The sequence below is a fragment of the Streptomyces sp. ST2-7A genome, from assembly GCF_021390475.1.
In the GTDB taxonomy this organism is placed as follows: domain Bacteria; phylum Actinomycetota; class Actinomycetes; order Streptomycetales; family Streptomycetaceae; genus Streptomyces.
In genome coordinates this window covers 1-15,091 of record NZ_JAJUWS010000014.1, presented here as the reverse complement: position 1 = coordinate 15,091, position 15,091 = coordinate 1, and the positions used below count along the sequence as shown (strand labels likewise).

14 protein-coding genes are annotated in these 15,091 nt (G+C 74.1%); 6 read left to right on the top strand and 8 right to left on the bottom strand.

What is annotated here, in order from left to right; all coding sequences use genetic code 11:
• The first annotated feature begins 150 nt into the window (after positions 1-150).
• Positions 151-585, top strand: coding sequence for a VOC family protein (locus LZF96_RS10795; protein ID WP_233869446.1), 435 nt, complete (start codon positions 151-153; stop codon positions 583-585).
• Between the two features lie 200 nt (positions 586-785).
• Here the strand turns inward: LZF96_RS10795 and LZF96_RS10790 are convergent, their stop codons facing one another.
• From LZF96_RS10790 to paaA, 6 genes are all read right to left on the bottom strand, one after another.
• Positions 786-1,955: a pyridoxal phosphate-dependent aminotransferase gene (locus LZF96_RS10790; RefSeq protein ID WP_233869442.1), complete on the bottom strand. Its 1,170-nt coding sequence runs from the start codon at positions 1,953-1,955 to the stop codon at positions 786-788.
• Positions 1,956-2,262: 307 nt separating this feature from the next.
• Positions 2,263-3,351 (bottom strand): 2Fe-2S iron-sulfur cluster-binding protein, encoded by a 1,089-nt coding sequence (locus tag LZF96_RS10785; RefSeq protein WP_233869439.1) that lies wholly within the window; start codon positions 3,349-3,351, stop codon positions 2,263-2,265.
• Positions 3,329-3,835, bottom strand: coding sequence for a 1,2-phenylacetyl-CoA epoxidase subunit PaaD (gene paaD, locus LZF96_RS10780; protein ID WP_233869689.1), 507 nt, complete (start codon positions 3,833-3,835; stop codon positions 3,329-3,331). Before paaD ends, LZF96_RS10785 begins: the two co-directional genes overlap by 23 nt.
• A 269-nt stretch (positions 3,836-4,104) precedes the next feature.
• Positions 4,105-4,905, bottom strand: coding sequence for a 1,2-phenylacetyl-CoA epoxidase subunit PaaC (gene paaC / locus LZF96_RS10775; RefSeq protein ID WP_374203192.1), 801 nt, complete (start codon positions 4,903-4,905; stop codon positions 4,105-4,107).
• A gap of 5 nt (positions 4,906-4,910) precedes the next feature.
• A complete protein-coding gene (paaB, locus tag LZF96_RS10770; protein WP_233869436.1) occupies positions 4,911-5,261 on the bottom strand; it encodes a 1,2-phenylacetyl-CoA epoxidase subunit PaaB in 351 nt (116 codons plus the stop codon).
• Positions 5,258-6,379 (bottom strand): 1,2-phenylacetyl-CoA epoxidase subunit PaaA, encoded by a 1,122-nt coding sequence (gene paaA, locus LZF96_RS10765; protein ID WP_233869433.1) that lies wholly within the window; start codon positions 6,377-6,379, stop codon positions 5,258-5,260. Before paaA ends, paaB begins: the two co-directional genes overlap by 4 nt.
• 460 nt (positions 6,380-6,839) lie before the next feature.
• On the opposite strand from paaA, the gene LZF96_RS10760 reads away from it, so the two are divergent.
• From LZF96_RS10760 to LZF96_RS10745, 4 genes are all read left to right on the top strand, one after another.
• A complete protein-coding gene (locus LZF96_RS10760) occupies positions 6,840-7,670 on the top strand; it encodes a DUF5819 family protein (protein ID WP_233869430.1) in 831 nt (276 codons plus the stop codon).
• Positions 7,667-9,331: an HTTM domain-containing protein gene (locus LZF96_RS10755; protein WP_374203191.1), complete on the top strand. Its 1,665-nt coding sequence runs from the start codon at positions 7,667-7,669 to the stop codon at positions 9,329-9,331. The genes LZF96_RS10760 and LZF96_RS10755 overlap by 4 nt, the downstream gene beginning before the upstream one ends.
• A gap of 248 nt (positions 9,332-9,579) precedes the next feature.
• Entirely contained in the window at positions 9,580-10,350 is a 771-nt protein-coding gene (locus LZF96_RS10750) for a TrmH family RNA methyltransferase (RefSeq protein WP_374203190.1), read from the top strand.
• A gap of 228 nt (positions 10,351-10,578) precedes the next feature.
• Positions 10,579-11,109: a hypothetical protein gene (locus LZF96_RS10745; protein WP_233869424.1), complete on the top strand. Its 531-nt coding sequence runs from the start codon at positions 10,579-10,581 to the stop codon at positions 11,107-11,109.
• A gap of 49 nt (positions 11,110-11,158) precedes the next feature.
• Here LZF96_RS10745 and paaN read toward each other — a convergent pair whose 3' ends face one another.
• Entirely contained in the window at positions 11,159-12,862 is a 1,704-nt protein-coding gene (gene paaN, locus LZF96_RS10740) for a phenylacetic acid degradation protein PaaN (RefSeq protein ID WP_233869420.1), read from the bottom strand.
• Positions 12,863-13,242: 380 nt separating this feature from the next.
• Between paaN and LZF96_RS10735 the strand changes: the two genes are divergently transcribed.
• Positions 13,243-13,872, top strand: coding sequence for a TetR/AcrR family transcriptional regulator (locus LZF96_RS10735; protein ID WP_233869680.1), 630 nt, complete (start codon positions 13,243-13,245; stop codon positions 13,870-13,872).
• A 353-nt stretch (positions 13,873-14,225) separates the two neighbouring features.
• On the opposite strand, the gene LZF96_RS10730 is transcribed toward LZF96_RS10735, so the two are convergent.
• Positions 14,226-14,735 (bottom strand): Lrp/AsnC family transcriptional regulator, encoded by a 510-nt coding sequence (locus tag LZF96_RS10730; protein ID WP_233869417.1) that lies wholly within the window; start codon positions 14,733-14,735, stop codon positions 14,226-14,228.
• Between the last annotated feature and the right edge of the window lie 356 nt (positions 14,736-15,091).

Here is a 15,091-nt window from a genome sequence, read left to right as displayed (position 1 = left end):
GCGGAATGGTGGACAACCCTTCGAAGGCACCGATATGGACTCCCTCCCGCGGCACGACACGACCGCGGCGTGCAAGGGTCGTATTCCTGTCGATATGTGGACTCCCAAAAAACAATTGAGCAGATAAGTCCTCCTTGCTACGGTGGGCCGATGCCGCCGATCAGACAGCTCCAGATCACCTTCGACTGTGCGGATCCTCTGCGCGTCGCCCGTTTCTGGTGCGAGGTGTTGGGATATGCTCTCTCGCCGCCCCCGGAGGGGTTCGCCACGTGGGACGAATTCGCCGAGTCGCTGCCGACCGGGGAACGGAGTTCGTGGGCGGCGTGTGTGGAGCCCACGGGGGCGGGTCCGCGCCTGTACTTCCAGCGCGTCCCCGAGGGGAAGGTCGCGAAGAACCGGGTGCACGTCGACGTGCGTGCCGGCATCGGGCTCGTGGGGGAGGAGCGACTGGCCGTGCTCCAAGCCGAGCGCGACCGCCTCGTCGCGCTCGGCGCGGTGTGCGTGCGGGTGATGCTCGCCGACGAGGAGAACGAGTCGTGCGTCGTGATGCGTGATGTCGAGGGCAACGAGTTCTGCCTCGACTGAGCACCCTCCGGCGCGGGCCGGGGAGAGCCGTTTCCTCCGGGCCGCGCCGAACGCGACCCGTGACGACCGGGGGGTGGGGTCGATGTCCCGGTAACGCCCACCGGCCTCCGCCGTCCGCAGACGACGCCGGCGAAGGTGCCGGCGGCATCACGGGGTCACGTCGGGGCGGAGCCGCCGAACGCCGCCGCCCCGACCGCTCGTCAACCGGCGAGGGTGCGGAGGCGATCGACGGCGTCGCGCAGGACCTCGACGCGCTTGCAGAAGGCGAAGCGGACCTGGGAACGGCCGGCGTCGGGGGTGTCGTAGTGGAAGACGGCGTTGGGCACGGCGACCACCCCGCACCGCTCCGGCAGTGACCGGCAGAACGCCACGCCGTCCTTCTCGCCCAGCGGCGCCACGTCGGTGGTGATGAAGTACGTGCCCTGCGGCCGGTACACCTCGAAGCCGGCCTCCGTCAGGCCGTCGGCGAGTAGGTCCCGCTTGGCGCGCATGTCCTCGCGGAACCCCGTGAAGTAGGAGTCGGGCAGGGCCAGGGCCTCGGCGACGGCGTACTGGAACGGCCCGGCGCTCACATAGGTGAGGTACTGCTTCGCCGTCCGCACCGCCGCCACCAGCGGGGCCGAGCCGGTCACCCAGCCGACCTTCCAGCCGGTGAAGGAGAAGGTCTTGCCGGCGGAGGAGATGGAGACGGTGCGCTCGCGCATCCCCGGCAGGGAGATCAGCGGCACGTGCTCGCCGTCGAAGACGAGGTGCTCGTAGACCTCGTCGGTGACCACCAGCAGGTTGTGCTCCACGGCCAGCCCGGCGATCTCGCCCAGCTCCGCGCGGGTGAGGACGGTGCCGGTCGGGTTGTGCGGGGAGTTGAGGAGCAGCAGGCGGGTGCTGGGGGTGATGGCGTCCCGCAGTTCGTCGAGATCGGGGCGGAAGTGCGGGGCGCGGAGGGTGAGGGGCACGCGGCGGGCGCCGGCCATGTCGATGCAGGCCGCGTACGAGTCGTAGAAGGGTTCGAGGGCGATCACCTCGTCGCCGGGCTCGAGCAGCGCGAGGAGGGAGGCGGCGATGGCCTCGGTGGCGCCCGCGGTGACCAGCACCTCGGTGTCGGGGTCGAAGGTCGGGCCGTGGAAGCGTCGTTGGTGGTCGCTGATGGCTCCGCGCAGTTCCGGGATGCCGGGGCCGGGCGGGTACTGGTTGCCGCGCCCCTCGCGCAGCGCCCGCACGGCGGCCTCCCGGATCTCCTCGGGGCCGTCGGTGTCGGGAAAGCCCTGGCCCAGGTTGATCGCTCCGGTGCGCACCGCCAGCGCCGACATCTCGGCGAAGATCGTCGTGCCGTGACCGTCCAGGCGACGGTTCAGCAGCGGCCTGTCGATCATCTCTCCACCGTCCTCGCCGGTCGTGCGGTGATCCGTGTCGTGTCCCGTTCCCGGTGATCCTTCCCGGGCCCCGGAGGGCCATCCTGGCGGAGATCCGGGACCCGGTCACGCCGCCGACCCGGTGAGGGCCGGCGGTGGGATCGGGTCGGCGGAATCGGGACCGAAGGTATTCGGTCCGCCGGGCGTCGGGGGTCCTCCCGCCGCCGGGGCCGCCGGGGCCGACCGTGGCGTCCGGGGGTGGGCCCGGTGGTCACCCACCGGCACCCACCGGGCCACGAGCCCACCCCATCGGCCGGGGCGGCGCCCCTCAGCGGTCGAAGTCCAGCTCCACCTCGGGGGTCAGCGGCCGGGACTGGCAGGCCAGCACGAACCCGGCGTCCAACTCCTCGGACTCCAGCGCGTAGTTGCGGTCCATCCGGACCTCGCCGCGCACCAGCAGCGCCCGACAGGTCCCGCACACCCCGCCCTTGCAGGCGTACGGGGCATCCGGACGGCCGCGCAGCACGGCGTCCAGCAGCGTCTCGCCCTCGCCGACCGGCCCGCCGCCGGAGCGGCCGTCCAGCGTCGCGGTGAGCATCGCGCCGTCGGCCGGCCCGGTGGTCTCCCCGCCGGGGGCGGCGGCCCGTACCGGCCCGGTGGGCACGTCGCGGGCGTCGTCCGGGTGGTACAGCTCGGTGTGCACGAGCTCGCGCGGCACCTCCAGGTCGCCCAACGCGGTGCGTGCGCCGTCGATCAGGCCGGGCGGCCCGCACAGGTACCAGGCGTCCACGTCGGCGACCGGCAGCAGCACCGGGAGCAGCGTCCGCAGCCGGTCGGCGTCCAGCCGGCCGGAGGCGGGGCCGGCGTGCAGCTCCTCGCGGGTGAGGCTGTGCACCAGCTGGAAGCGGTCCGGGTACCGGTCCTTCAGCTCGGCGACCTCCTCGACGAACATGCCGTCGGCGGCGGTCCGCTCGCTGCGCAGCAGCGTGAACCGGGCCTCCGGCTCGACGGCGAGCAGGGTGGCCGCCATGGACAGCACGGGTGTGATGCCGCTGCCGCCGGTGACCGCCGCGACCCGGCCCGGCTTGGGCGTGAGGGTGAACCGGCCGGCCGGTGGCATGACGGAGAGGGTGTCGCCGACGGCCAGTCGTTCCACGGCGTGCGCGGAGAACACGCCGCCGGGCAGCCGACGGATGCCGATGGTCAGTTCGGCGGGGCCGGCCGGGTCCGTGGCCGGGGTGCAGATGGAGTAGTTGCGGCGCAGCTCCGTGCCGTCCTCGGCGTGGTGTCGCAGAGTCAGGTGTTGGCCGGGCAGGAAGTGGAAGGCGCCGCGCAGCTCATCGGGGACGGCGAGGGTGACGGCCACCGCGTCCGGGCCCTGCCGCTCGACCGCCTCAACCCGCAGCTCGTGGAACATGGATCAGCTCCTTGACGTGGTCGAACGGCTCGCGGCAGGACTCGCAGCGGCGCAGCGAGGTGCAGGGAGTGGCGGAGAAGCGGCTCATCAGGGTGGTGGCGGTGGAGCCGCAGAGCGGGCAGCGGATGGCCAGCTCCAGCGGCACCGGTCCGTCCCCGGGCCCGCCGGTCGGGCCGCCGGGGCGGGGCGGGGCGAGCCCGGCGTCGGCCAGGGCGCGCCGCCCGGCGGGGGTGATGTCGTCGGTGGACCACGGCGGGGAGAGGACGGTGCGCACCCGCACCTCGGGCACGCCCGCCTCCCGCAGCGCGCCCTCCACGTCGGTCGCCATGGCCTCGACAGCGGGGCAGCCGCTGTAGGTGGGGGTGATCTCCACGTCGGCGCGGGTGCCGTCGGGGGACAGCCGGACCGAGCGCAGCACGCCGAGGTCGCCGAGGCCGATGACGGGCAGTTCGGGGTCGGGGACGGCGGCGGCGATCCGCCGCAGCTCCTCCTCCCGGACGGGCCCGGTCGGCGGGGCGGCGGGCCGACCGGTGGCGGGGAACCCGGCTCGATCGGGCGTGTCGGTCGGGCCGGTGGACCGCGACGAGGGGCGCGCGGCACCGATCGGATCGGTCCTCCCGGGTGTGTCGTGCCGACCGGACGCCTTCCGACCGGACACATCGGGCCGGGAAGCGGTGGCGGAGGCCGCCGGACGCGCGCCGACGGCGCTTCCGGCGCCCACGCCGGCAGCCTCGCGGTCACGGGGGCCGGCGGTCACCACGACGCCCCCGGGTGGCTGCGGTGCAGGTGCTGCATCTCGGCGAGCATTCGCCCGAAGGGCTCGGTGTGCAGGCCCTGACGGCCGGCGCCGGCGGCCCAGGCGTCCCGGTCGGGGGCGGCCCCGGGGTCGGGGAGGGTCAGCTTCGCGTCGTCCAGGATGGAGCCGATCCGCCGCAGCCAGGTCTCCCGGTGGGCGGTGGGGGCCGGCAGCCCGGTGGGCAGGCCGTCGATCGGCTCGAACAGTTCGCCGGTGTACCGCCACAGGGCGTCGATCGCGTGCTGCATCCGGCGGGTGCTCTCGGCGGTGCCGTCGCCCAGCCGGACGGTCCAGGTCATCGCGTGGTCGCGGTGGTAGGTCAGTTCCGGGAGGGCCTTGGCGGCGACGGCTGCGATCGGGGCGAGCCGGGGGTGCTCCCGGTCGGCGCCGGCCAGCTCCGCGTACAACAGTTCGCGGTGCACGGAGAAGTAGAGCTGGCGGGCGATGGTGTGGGCGAAGTCGCCGTTGGGCTGCTCGACCAGTTGGACGTTGCGGAACTCCCGCTCCTCGCGGCGAAAGGCCAGGGCGTCCTCGTCGCCGACGATCGCGTACAGGTTGCGGGCCTGGCCGAGCAGATCGAGTGCCAGGTTGGCGAGCGCGACCTCCTCCTCCAGCACGGGGGCGTCCCCGGCCCACTCGGTGAGTCGGTGGGAGAGCACGAGGGCGTCGTCGCCCAGGGCGAGGGCGGCGCGTGCGGTATCGGCTTCCGCCCCGGGTGCGGGGGTGGGCGCGCCGGACACGGCGGGGGTCCCGGATATCGCGGTCACAGGTGACGCACCCCCTCGGGGATCTCGTAGAAGGTGGGGTGCCGGTACGTCTTGTCGGCGGCCGGGGCGAAGAAGGGGTCCTTCTCGTCGGGTGAGGAGGCCGTCACGGCGGCGGCCGGGACCACCCAGATCGAGACGCCCTCGCCGCGTCGGGTGTAGAGGTCGCGGGCGTTGCGCAGGGCCATCTCGGCGTCGGGGGCGTGCAGGCTCCCGGCGTGGGTGTGGGACAGACCGCGTCGGGGGCGGACGAAGACCTCCCACAGTGGCCAGGGCGCGCCGGGCGCGGCGGCCCCGTCCGGCCCGCCGGGGGCACCGGCGGGGGTGTCGGTTCCGGGCACGTCGCTCATGCGCGGGCTCCTGTCGTCTCCGGGGCGGGGGTCGTCTTCGGGGTGGTGGTCGGTTCGGGCGTGCCGGCCGTCGGGGCGTCCGCCCCGGGAGCCCCGGGGGAGGTGTCGGGCGCGGCGGCACGGGCCGCGCGCTTGGCGGCGTGCGCGGTGGCTGCCTCGCGCACCCACGCGCCCTCCTCGTGCGCCCGCCGCCGACGGTCCAGCCGCTGCTCGTTGCAGGGGCCCTGTCCGCGCAGCACCCGCCGGAACTCCTCCCAGTCGATGGCGCCGAAGTCGTGCCGGCCGTGCTCCTCGTTCCACCGCAGGTCGGGGTCGGGGAGGGTGAGGCCCAGGGACTCGGCCTGCGGGACGCAGATGTCCACGAACCGCTGCCGCAGCTCGTCGTTGGTGTGCCGCTTGATGCCCCACGCCATCGAGCGTGCGGTGTGCGGGGACTCGGCGTCCGGCGGGCCGAACATCATCAGCGACGGCCACCACCAGCGGTTCACCGCGTCCTGCGCCATGGCGTGCTGCGCCTCGGTGCCCCGGCTCAGCGCGAGCAGCAGCTCGTAACCCTGGCGCTGGTGGAAGGACTCCTCCTTGCAGACCCGCACCATGGCCCGCGCGTAGGGGCCGTAGGAGCAGCGGCACAGCGGCACCTGGTTGGTGATCGCGGCGCCGTCCACCAGCCAACCGATGGCGCCGACGTCCGCCCAGGTCAGAGTGGGGTAGTTGAAGATCGAGGAGTACTTCTGGCGTCCGGCGTGCAGCTTCTCCAGCAGCTCCTCGCGGTCCACGCCGAGGGTCTCGGCGGCGCCGTAGAGATAGAGGCCGTGGCCCGCCTCGTCCTGCACCTTCGCCAGCAGGATCGCCTTGCGGCGCAGGGAAGGGGCGCGGGTGAGCCAGTTGGCCTCCGGCTGCATCCCGATGATCTCGGAGTGCGCGTGCTGTGCTATCTGCCGGATCAGGGACGCCCGGTAGTCGTCCGGCATCCAGTCGCGCGGCTCGATCCGCTCGTCGGCGGCGAGGGTCGCCTCGAAGGCGAGCAGGGCCGCCGCCTCGTCGACGCCCTCGGCTCCGGGAGCGCCCGGGGCGCCGTCGGCGCCCGGGGTCGAGCGGGTGGGGGGCGCTGTCGTCATCGGCGGCTCTCCTCGACTCTCGCGGAGCCGGGCGGCGGTGGCCGCGCCGGCTGCTCTGGCGGCGGGGGCGGTTCCGGCCGGTGGGGCCGGGTCGCGGCCCCCGACGGTGCGTGGCCGGGTGGTGGGGTGGTGTGGCGGTGTGGAACGGGCCGTGGGGTCGGGGCGCCGGTCGGTCGGGGGACCGCGCGGCGGCGCCCCCGCCGGGGTGTCCGTCGCCCGGGGGACCGGGAAGGGAGCGACGGCGGCGGGGACGCCGGGCCACCCGGCACCCGCCCCGGAGGGACCCGGGGCCCGGGTCGGCGGCCCGACCGATCGTTCGGTCAGTGCCATTCCATGGTCGTTCGCCGCCCGGAGGGTGTCAAGAGGGGCCATCAGGGGGGCTCCGGTATCCCCCGTCCGGCGGTACCGTGCTCTGTGGTCCACAGCCGTCACAGCCGATCACAGGAGTTGGGGGGAATCGGTGAGCACCCCGAGCCCGCAGCCGTCCGAGGCGCCCGGTCACCTCGGTGACCCGTCGCCCCCCGGAGAGGCGACCGAGGCCCCCGGACGGGCCCCCGGCGAACCGCTCGACCCCGCGCACCGCCCGCTCGACCCCGCGCACCGCCCGCTCGACCCGGAGCCCCCGTCCGCCGCCTCCACCGGCCCCGGCACGCTCTCCTGGCCCGCCCGGGTGACGGTAGCCCTGTCCGTCGGGCTCATCGCGGGCTTCGCCGCCTGGCACCTGCTGGCGATCTTCCTGTTCGTCGCCCCCTCCAACACCGTCACCAACGAGTACGGCGACACCATCCGCGGCTACGTGAACCCCGAGTTCGAACAGAACTGGAAGCTCTTCGCCCCCAACCCCCTGCAGCGGAACGTGGCCGTGGAGGCCCGGATCGAGACGGTCGCCGACGACGGCTCGCTCGAGGTGGGCGAGTGGGTGGACCTCTCCGCGATGGACTTCGAGCACATCCGACACAACCTGTTGCCCAGCCACACCGCGCAGAACGAACTGCGCCGGGCGTGGGACTTCTACACCAACAACCACGATGACGGCGGCAACGCCCAGGGATCCCGCGCCCACCTCGCCGCCACCTACGTGCACCGCATCGCGCTGCTGAGGCTGAGCGAGGAGACGGACGTCACCGAGGCGCGACGGATCCAGGTCCGCGGCGTGCTCACCCGGGTCCCCGCCCCGTCGTGGAGCTCCGAGAACATCGACACCTCCCCCTCCTACACCGAGCTGGACTGGCGCACGGTCCTCCCCGAGGACCTGCCCGGCGGCGCCCTCGCCCCCGAGGAGTCCTCGTGACCGACGACGCACGGACCCCCGAGCCGGGCGACCGGCCCGCCGAGACCGCCGACACCACCGGGGCCACCGGGGCCACCGACGCCACCGGCGCCGGGACCGTCGGCACCACGACCGTGCCGCCGCCCCGGCGCTCCCGTCCCGCCGAGGGCGAGGCGCCCAACCCCTTCGCCGGCATGGGCGATCGTCTCGACGCCGCGCTCGGACGCGGCATCGGGCACATCACCCGCCGGGCCCTGGGGCCCTACCAGACAGCGGTCGTGCGCATCGGCTTCGCCTTCACCTGGCTGTTCTTCCTGGTCCGGGAGATCCCCCACCGGCACGAGCTGTACGGCCCGGACAGCCCGTGGGGCTTCGACCTCGCCGAACAGCTGATCTCCGAGAACAAGGCGTTCACCGTCCTGATGTGGACGGACTCGGTGACCTGGTTCGAGATCGTCTACGCCTTCTCGGCGCTGGTGAGCGTCGGTCTGCTGCTGGGCTGGCGCACCCGGACCATGTCGGTCCTCTTCATGATCGGCGTGCTCTCGCTGCAGAACCGCAGTGTGTTCATGGGGGACGGCGGGGACAACGTCGTCCACCTCATGGCGATCTACCTGGTGCTGACCCGCTGCGGTCAGGTGTGGTCCCTGGACGCCCGGCGTCGCGCCCGGGGGACCGCCGACCCCCGCGATCCGGTCGGGATCGTGCTCTGGGCGGCCTGCGGCGCGGCCCTGCTGGTCACCACCGTCGGCGGTCTGCTGGGCGGGCCGATCTGGCTGCTGTGCCTGTGGGGCCTGTGGGCGATCCACGGTCTGTGGTGGGTGTTGAGCCGCCCCGCCGCCCGTCCCGGCGAGCCCCGCGTGGTCTGCGACATGATCGCCAACGTGGCGCACAACGCCGCGCTGCTGGTGATCATGGTCGAGGTCTGCATCATCTACTCGACCGCCGGCTGGTACAAGATCCAGGGTTCGCGCTGGCAGGACGGCACCGCCGTCTACTACCCGATGAACCTGGACTACTTCACGCCGTTCCCCGAGATCTCCTCGATCCTGGTGGGCAACGCCCTGTTGGTGATGATCCTGACCTACGGCACGGTGTTCGTGCAGGTCGCCTTCCCGTTCGCGCTGCTCAACCGGCGGGCGAAGAACATCCTGCTCGCCATCATGATCGGTGAGCACGTCGGCATCGCGATCCTGCTCGGCCTGCCGTTCTTCTCCATGGCGATGATCGCTATGGACATCGTCTTCCTGCCCACGGTCTTCCTGCTGTGGATCGGCTCGCGGGCGCGCCGGCTGACCGAGCCGGTGCGCCGACTCGGCCGCCGGGGCGGCGGGCCGGGGAAGCCGGGGGCGGCCCCCGGCGGCCCGGATGGCCCACGGGTTCCCGCCCCCGCCACGGGGGAGCGGCGCCGGGAGCTCGTGGGGGACGAGGACACCACCGGTGAGGCCGGTGAACCGACCGGCACCGGGGACCGGGTCACGGTCGGGGCCGCCGCCCCGGCGGCGGGAGCCGGGGTCGAAGGGGTGACCGAAGGGGGCGCGAGGGCCGGGGAGAACGACTCCTCCGCCGCTCCGGGGGGTTCCGCGGTCGATGGGCCGGGGGCGGGCGTCGGGGACGGGTCGGCCGCGGAGACCGACCCCGGGTCCCCGGGACACGGAGCCGCCCCCACCGAACGCCGCTGAACCGGCGCGATCAGGCGTCATCCGGCACCGGGACGGCGCCGGGCCGTCTCCGCCCGTGGGGGAACATGCCGGCGGGGGGGCGTGGCACGGGCTTCTCCGCCGCCCCGGGGGCCGGGACCGCCCATCGGACCCGGCCCCCGGGTACCTCGCCGGCGTTCCGCGGCCGCCCGGGGCGATGGGCGTCGGCCCGGAGCCGGCATCCTGGGGCGGCCCCGCCCCACCGCCTCCCCCGGACGGTCCGCACTCGAATGATTCACGTGAAACATCCCGCCCCCGGGTCGGCCGACGAGCCCGCCCCGGTGCTACTGGACGGCTTCCACGCCCTCAAGCACGCCCTGCGCTTCGGTGCCGAGGTACGGACGGCCGTGGCGGCCGACCGCCGGGCGGCCCTCGACCTGACCGCCGAACTGGCCCCCGACCTGCTCGACCGGTTCGCCGCGCTCCTGGTCGAGGGGGACCCCGGGGCTCTCGGCGGTCCCGGTGGCCGGGCCCACCCCACCGGGGTCGCCGCGCTCGCCGTGCCCGACCCCCGGCCCCTGCCGGCCGACCCGCGCCCGGCTCCGGTCGTCGTGCTGGACAACCCCCGCCACCTGGGCAACATCGGTGCCGTGATCCGGCTGGCCGCCGGCTGCGGTGCGGCCGGTGTGCTCACCACGGGCACCGTCGATCCCTGGCACCCCGGCGTGGTGCGGGCGAGCGCCGGGCTGCACTGGGCCCTGCCGGTGGCCCGGCGCGACCTCGACGAGCTTCCGGCCGGCCCGCTGTACGCGCTGGATCCCGAGGGGGAGGACCTGCGCGAGGTGGAGATCGCCGACGACGCCCTGCTCGCCTTCGGTTCCGAGCGACACGGGCTGTCGCCGGAGACGCGGGCACGCGCGGACCGGCTGCTGGCACTGCCGATGCGGCCGATGGTCTCCAGCTACAACCTCGCCACCAGCGTGGCCATGACCCTCTACCACTGGCTTGCCGGCCGCCCCGGCGGCCCGTCCGGCGCGGTGCCGGTACGGCCGGCTCCCTGAGCGGACCCCGCTCCCCGACCGCCTCTCGGAGCCGGCCGGAACCCCGGGGCGTCGGCCCCGGGTCTCCTCGGCTCCATCGGCCGGGTCGGCTCCCTCGGTCACGGGGGTGGGGACGCCGGAAACCGGAAGGGATGGAAAGTCGGGGCGGGTGGTACGACTGGTCCGGGCATCGTGCCCGTTTCCGGGTCGGCGATCGACGACCCCGGTCGTCGAACCAAGGGAACGCTTGTGAAGCGGCTCGCTGTGGTGGCCCTTGGTCCAGCCCTGTCCCTCACCCTCCTCCTGACCGGTTGCGGTAAGCAGGACGCGGACGCGGCTGCCGCCGACACCGGGACCGTTACCGGCACCGACGCCGGTGGCGGCGGCATGGACGGTGAGGCGACCGCCGCCGAGTACGACCTCGCCACCGCCGAGCTGTCCCTTCCCGACGAGGTCTCCTGGCGCGGCTACCGGATCGAGGAGGGGGTCGTCTCCGAACCCGGAGTGGGCCTCGGGAACGCGCACTGGGAATGGCTGTGCGCCTGGCAGACCGAGTGGGTGGACGCGCACGGCGAGGGACCGGAACCGGCGGAGCCGGAGCGTGCGGGCGACGCGCTGGATCAGTTGCGCGTCGCTCCCGACCTGGCCGTCTTCACCGAGTACTCCGACGAGGGCACCCGCGAGGCCTACGCGGAGATGCTTCGGCGGGCCGAGACGGGGGACCCGGAGGGGATGCGCCGCGACATCGACATCAACTGCACCGCCGAACCGCTCGGCTGACCGCCGCCCGACCGTCCCCCGCCCGATCGGACGGGGGACGGCGCCGGGATCAGGCCTGGCGGCGGATCTCCACCGTGCGGAACCGGTTGGCGACGAAGGCGGCGTCCACCAGGGCCACGTTCGCGGCCGGGTTACCACCCGAGCCGTGCAGGTCGGAGAAGGCGCTGGTCTGGTTGACCAGCACCGAGCCGGTGAGGTTGAGGGACAGCTGGGCGCACTCGTCCAGGCACGCCTCCACCAGCTCCCGCTCCACCTCCGGGGAGGTGGTGTACCCGCCGACGGACATCGCGCCGCGCTCGCGGACGGTGCGGCGCAGCAGCGCGATCGAGTCGGCGGTGGACCCGGTGGCGACGGCGAAGGAGACCGGCCCGAAGCACTCGGATTGGTGCACCTCCTCCGCCTCCGACGAGGAGCCGTCCAGCGCCACGGTGACCGGGGTGCGGATGGTGGCGTCGGCGTGCTCGGCGTGCGGAACGGATCGGGAGGCGAGCACGGTCTCGCCGTGCCCCGGGGCCCGCTCGACGCGCTCGAGCACCTGCGGGTTGACCACGGCGCCGAGCACGGCGGCGGCCCGCGCGTCATCGCCCAGCAGCTTGTCCACGGCCGCCGCGAGGTCGGCGGTGACCTCGCCGAAGGTCTTGCGGCCCTCGTCGGTGTCGATGCCGTCGCGGGGGATGAGGAGGTTCTGCGGGGTGGTGCACATCTGACCGCTGTACAGGCTCAGGGAGAAGGCCAGGTTCCCCAGCATCGCGCGGTAGGAGTCGGTGGAGTCGATGACGACCGTGTTGACGCCGGCCTTCTCGGTGTAGACCTGCGCCTGGAGGGCGTTGCCCTCCAGCCACTCGCCGAACGAGGCGGAGCCGGTGTAGTCGATGATCCGGACCTCGGGACGCAGGGCGAGGTCCTTGGCGATGCCCTCGCCGTCGCCCTCGGCGGCCAGCGCCACCAGGTTCGGGTCGAAGCCCGCCTCGGCGAGGGTCTCGCGCGCGATCCGGACGGTCAGCGCCAGCGGCAGCACGGCCCGTGGGTGCGGCTTGACCAGGACCGGGTTGCCGGTGGCGAGGGAGGCGAACAGGCCGGGGTAGCCGTTCCAGGTGACGAAGGTGTTGCAGCCGATCAGCAGCGAGACGCCGCGCCCCACCGTCACGAACTCCTTGTCGAGCTCGACCGGGCCGCGCTTGTCGGGCTTGGACCAGCGCATCCGCTCCGGCAGGCGGGTCTGCTCGGCGTACGCGTACGCGACGGCCTCCAGGCCGCGGTCCAGGGCGTGCGGGCCGCCGGCCTGGAAGGCCATCATGAAGGCCTGGCCGGTGGTGTGCATGACGGCGTGCGCGATCTCGGGGGTGCGGGCGTTGAGCCGGGTGAGGATCTCCGCGCAGACCAGGGCGCGCAGCTCGGGGCCGGCCGCGCGCCAGCCGGGCATCGCGGCGCGCATGGCGGGCAGCAGGGCGTCGATGTCGGCGCGGGGGTAGTCGATGCCGAGCCGGAAGCCGTAGGGGGAGACCTCGTCACCCACCCGGTCGGCGAGGACGGGCTGGTCGAGGTCGAAGGGGGTGTCGCGCAGCGCCTCGAAAGCCGCCGCGCCCTCCGCGACGCTCTGCGAACCGGGGACGGTGGTGCTCTCGCCGCCGTAGGCCTTGGGGTTCTCGGGATGGGGGGACCAGTGGGCCCGGGTGCGCAGCGTCTCCAGCGCGGTGTCCAGGGTGCCGCGGTGCCGCTCGGCCAGCCGCGCGGCCGTGAGCGAAGGGGTCATGGGTGGGCCATCTCCTCGTTGAGCGTGGGCTGACGTGGGGCGTGGGCTTGAGCTGGCTTCTCTGCGGGGCGTGGTCGATACTGCAACCGAACGGTCGGTCGGGGCAAGGGGCTGTGGACAACCCGGGGCACCGGCTCCCCCGTCGTGCCGCGAGAAGGATCTCATCCGACCGGTCGGTATGTCAGGGGTCCGGCACGCGACGCGACGCACATCACCCCGTGGCCACCGGGGCGGCGGGGCCGTCCCCGTCCGCGGCGTACCCTTCGGCCGGGGACGGGCGCGAGAACGGGAGGAGAACCCCCATGACCAGAACAACCGGGGCGACCGGAACGCCGGAGAGCACCGGTATCCCCGGAACGGGTGGGAACGGGGCCGCGTGGATGACACCGGGCATCGGTCCCGCGCCGGCCCGGGAGACCCACACCCCGCAGACCCTCCTTCGGGTCGCGGTCGAGATCTTCAACGAGCGCGGCTACGACGGCACCTCGATGGAACACCTCTCCCGCGCCGCCGGGATATCCAAGTCCTCCATCTACCACCACGTGCGCGGCAAGGAGGAACTGCTGCGACTGGCCGTGGACCACGCGCTGGAAGGTCTGTTCGCCGTCCTGGAGGAGCCGGGCGCGGTGCGGGGACGCGCGGTCGATCGGCTCGAGTACGTGGTGCGCCGCACCGTCGAGGTGCTGGTCGAGCGCCTGCCGTACGTCACCCTGCTGCTGCGGGTGCGCGGCAACACCGACACCGAGGTGCGGGCCCTGGAACGCCGCCGGGAGTTCGATCAGCGGGTCACCGAACTGCTGCGACGGGCGGTCGCCGCCGGTGACCTGCGCTCGGACGTCGACCCCCGACTGGCGACCCGTCTGGTCTTCGGCATGGTCAACTCCGTCGCCGAGTGGTACCGCCCCCGGCGCGGGGACGAGGGCTCCGCCGGTGACCCGGCCGGCGCCGAGGCGATCGCCCGCGCCGTCACCCTGACCGCCTTCGCCGGCCTGCGCGCCGGCGGGCGGTAGGAACCGCCCCGGCAGTGCCCGCCCCGCGGCCGGACGGTTGTCCGGGGGCCTCCGTTCTGTCCGGGCCGTTCGGACGGCCCGAGCGGGGGAGCGGCCCCGCCCCGGCCGGCCCGATCCGCCCCCGGTGGGCCGGCCGGTGGCGTGACGGTCGGGCTCCCGGGGGATCGCCCCGATGGAGCGGAGCCACCGGCTCCGGTTCGGTCGGACGGCAGCGGCGTGAGGGGTTTTCCTCCGCTGGTTGTCCGGCGGCCCGGCGGGTTCGATCGAGCGGTCCCGTCCCGGGCCCGTCCCGGCGTGACCGGACGGCGGCGTGACGGACGGCCCTCCGGAGCGGCGTCCCGGTGGCCCGCCCGTCAGGGCGGCCCGGGCAGCAGATCCGTCTCCTCGAAGACCAGCAGGGTGTGCGTGCTGAGCACTCCCGGGATCGCCTGGATACGGGTGAGCACCAGGTCCCGCAACTCCCGGTTGTCGGCGGTGTGCACCAGGAGCAGCACGTCGAAGTCCCCGCTGACCAGCGCGATGTGCGCCGCGCCGGGGAGGCCCTCCAACTCCTCCTTCACCGCGCGCCAGCTGTCCTGGACGATCTTGAGTGTCACGTACGCCGAGGCCCCCCGGCCCGCCCGTTCGTGGTCGACCCGGGCGGTGAAACCACGGATCACCCCGTCCTCCACCAGGCGGTTGATCCGCGCGTAGGCGTTCGCCCGGGAGATGTGCACCCGTTCGGCGACGGCCCGCACCGAGGCGCGGCCGTCGTGGCGCAACAGACGCACGATCGCCTCGTCCACCGTGTCCAGTGGCCGGGCCGCCGGGCGCGGCCGTCGGTCGCCCGAGCGGGATCCCGGCCCCGGCGGTGGCGCGGACATCTGTTCCTCCGGCACGTCCCACTCCCTCCCCGTCCTGGACATTCTGCTCTCGTGGCTCCGATTTACACACCGGTTGTCCACAGGCTCTTCCCGGATGTAGCCGAAATGCCGTCCCAACCGAACAATCGGTGGGGAGGGACGCGTGACCCCCGACACACGGATCGAGGCACCCCCGCCCCGAATCCGTCCCGCCCCGAACCGCCCCACCGCCCCCACACCCACCGCTTCGCGGCCCCGCCGCACCCGGACGCCGGCGCCCACCCGCGCCGGCCCCGACCCCGGGACGACGGCGCCCACACCCGCCGCCGGCCCGCGACCCGCCCCGCCCGGCCCGACCGGCCCCATCAGGAGGTGCT

Coding starts and splice junctions, on each gene's coding strand:
- LZF96_RS10795 (WP_233869446.1), top strand. CDS start 151: ATGCCGCCGATCAGACAGCTCCAGATCACCTTCGACTGTGCGGATCCT.
- LZF96_RS10790 (WP_233869442.1), bottom strand. CDS start 1,955: ATGATCGACAGGCCGCTGCTGAACCGTCGCCTGGACGGTCACGGCACG.
- LZF96_RS10785 (WP_233869439.1), bottom strand. CDS start 3,351: ATGTTCCACGAGCTGCGGGTTGAGGCGGTCGAGCGGCAGGGCCCGGAC.
- paaB (WP_233869436.1), bottom strand. CDS start 5,261: ATGAGCGACGTGCCCGGAACCGACACCCCCGCCGGTGCCCCCGGCGGG.
- paaA (WP_233869433.1), bottom strand. CDS start 6,379: ATGACGACAGCGCCCCCCACCCGCTCGACCCCGGGCGCCGACGGCGCC.
- LZF96_RS10750 (WP_374203190.1), top strand. CDS start 9,580: ATGATTCACGTGAAACATCCCGCCCCCGGGTCGGCCGACGAGCCCGCC.
- paaN (WP_233869420.1), bottom strand. CDS start 12,862: ATGACCCCTTCGCTCACGGCCGCGCGGCTGGCCGAGCGGCACCGCGGC.
- LZF96_RS10735 (WP_233869680.1), top strand. CDS start 13,243: ATGACACCGGGCATCGGTCCCGCGCCGGCCCGGGAGACCCACACCCCG.
- LZF96_RS10730 (WP_233869417.1), bottom strand. CDS start 14,735: ATGTCCGCGCCACCGCCGGGGCCGGGATCCCGCTCGGGCGACCGACGG.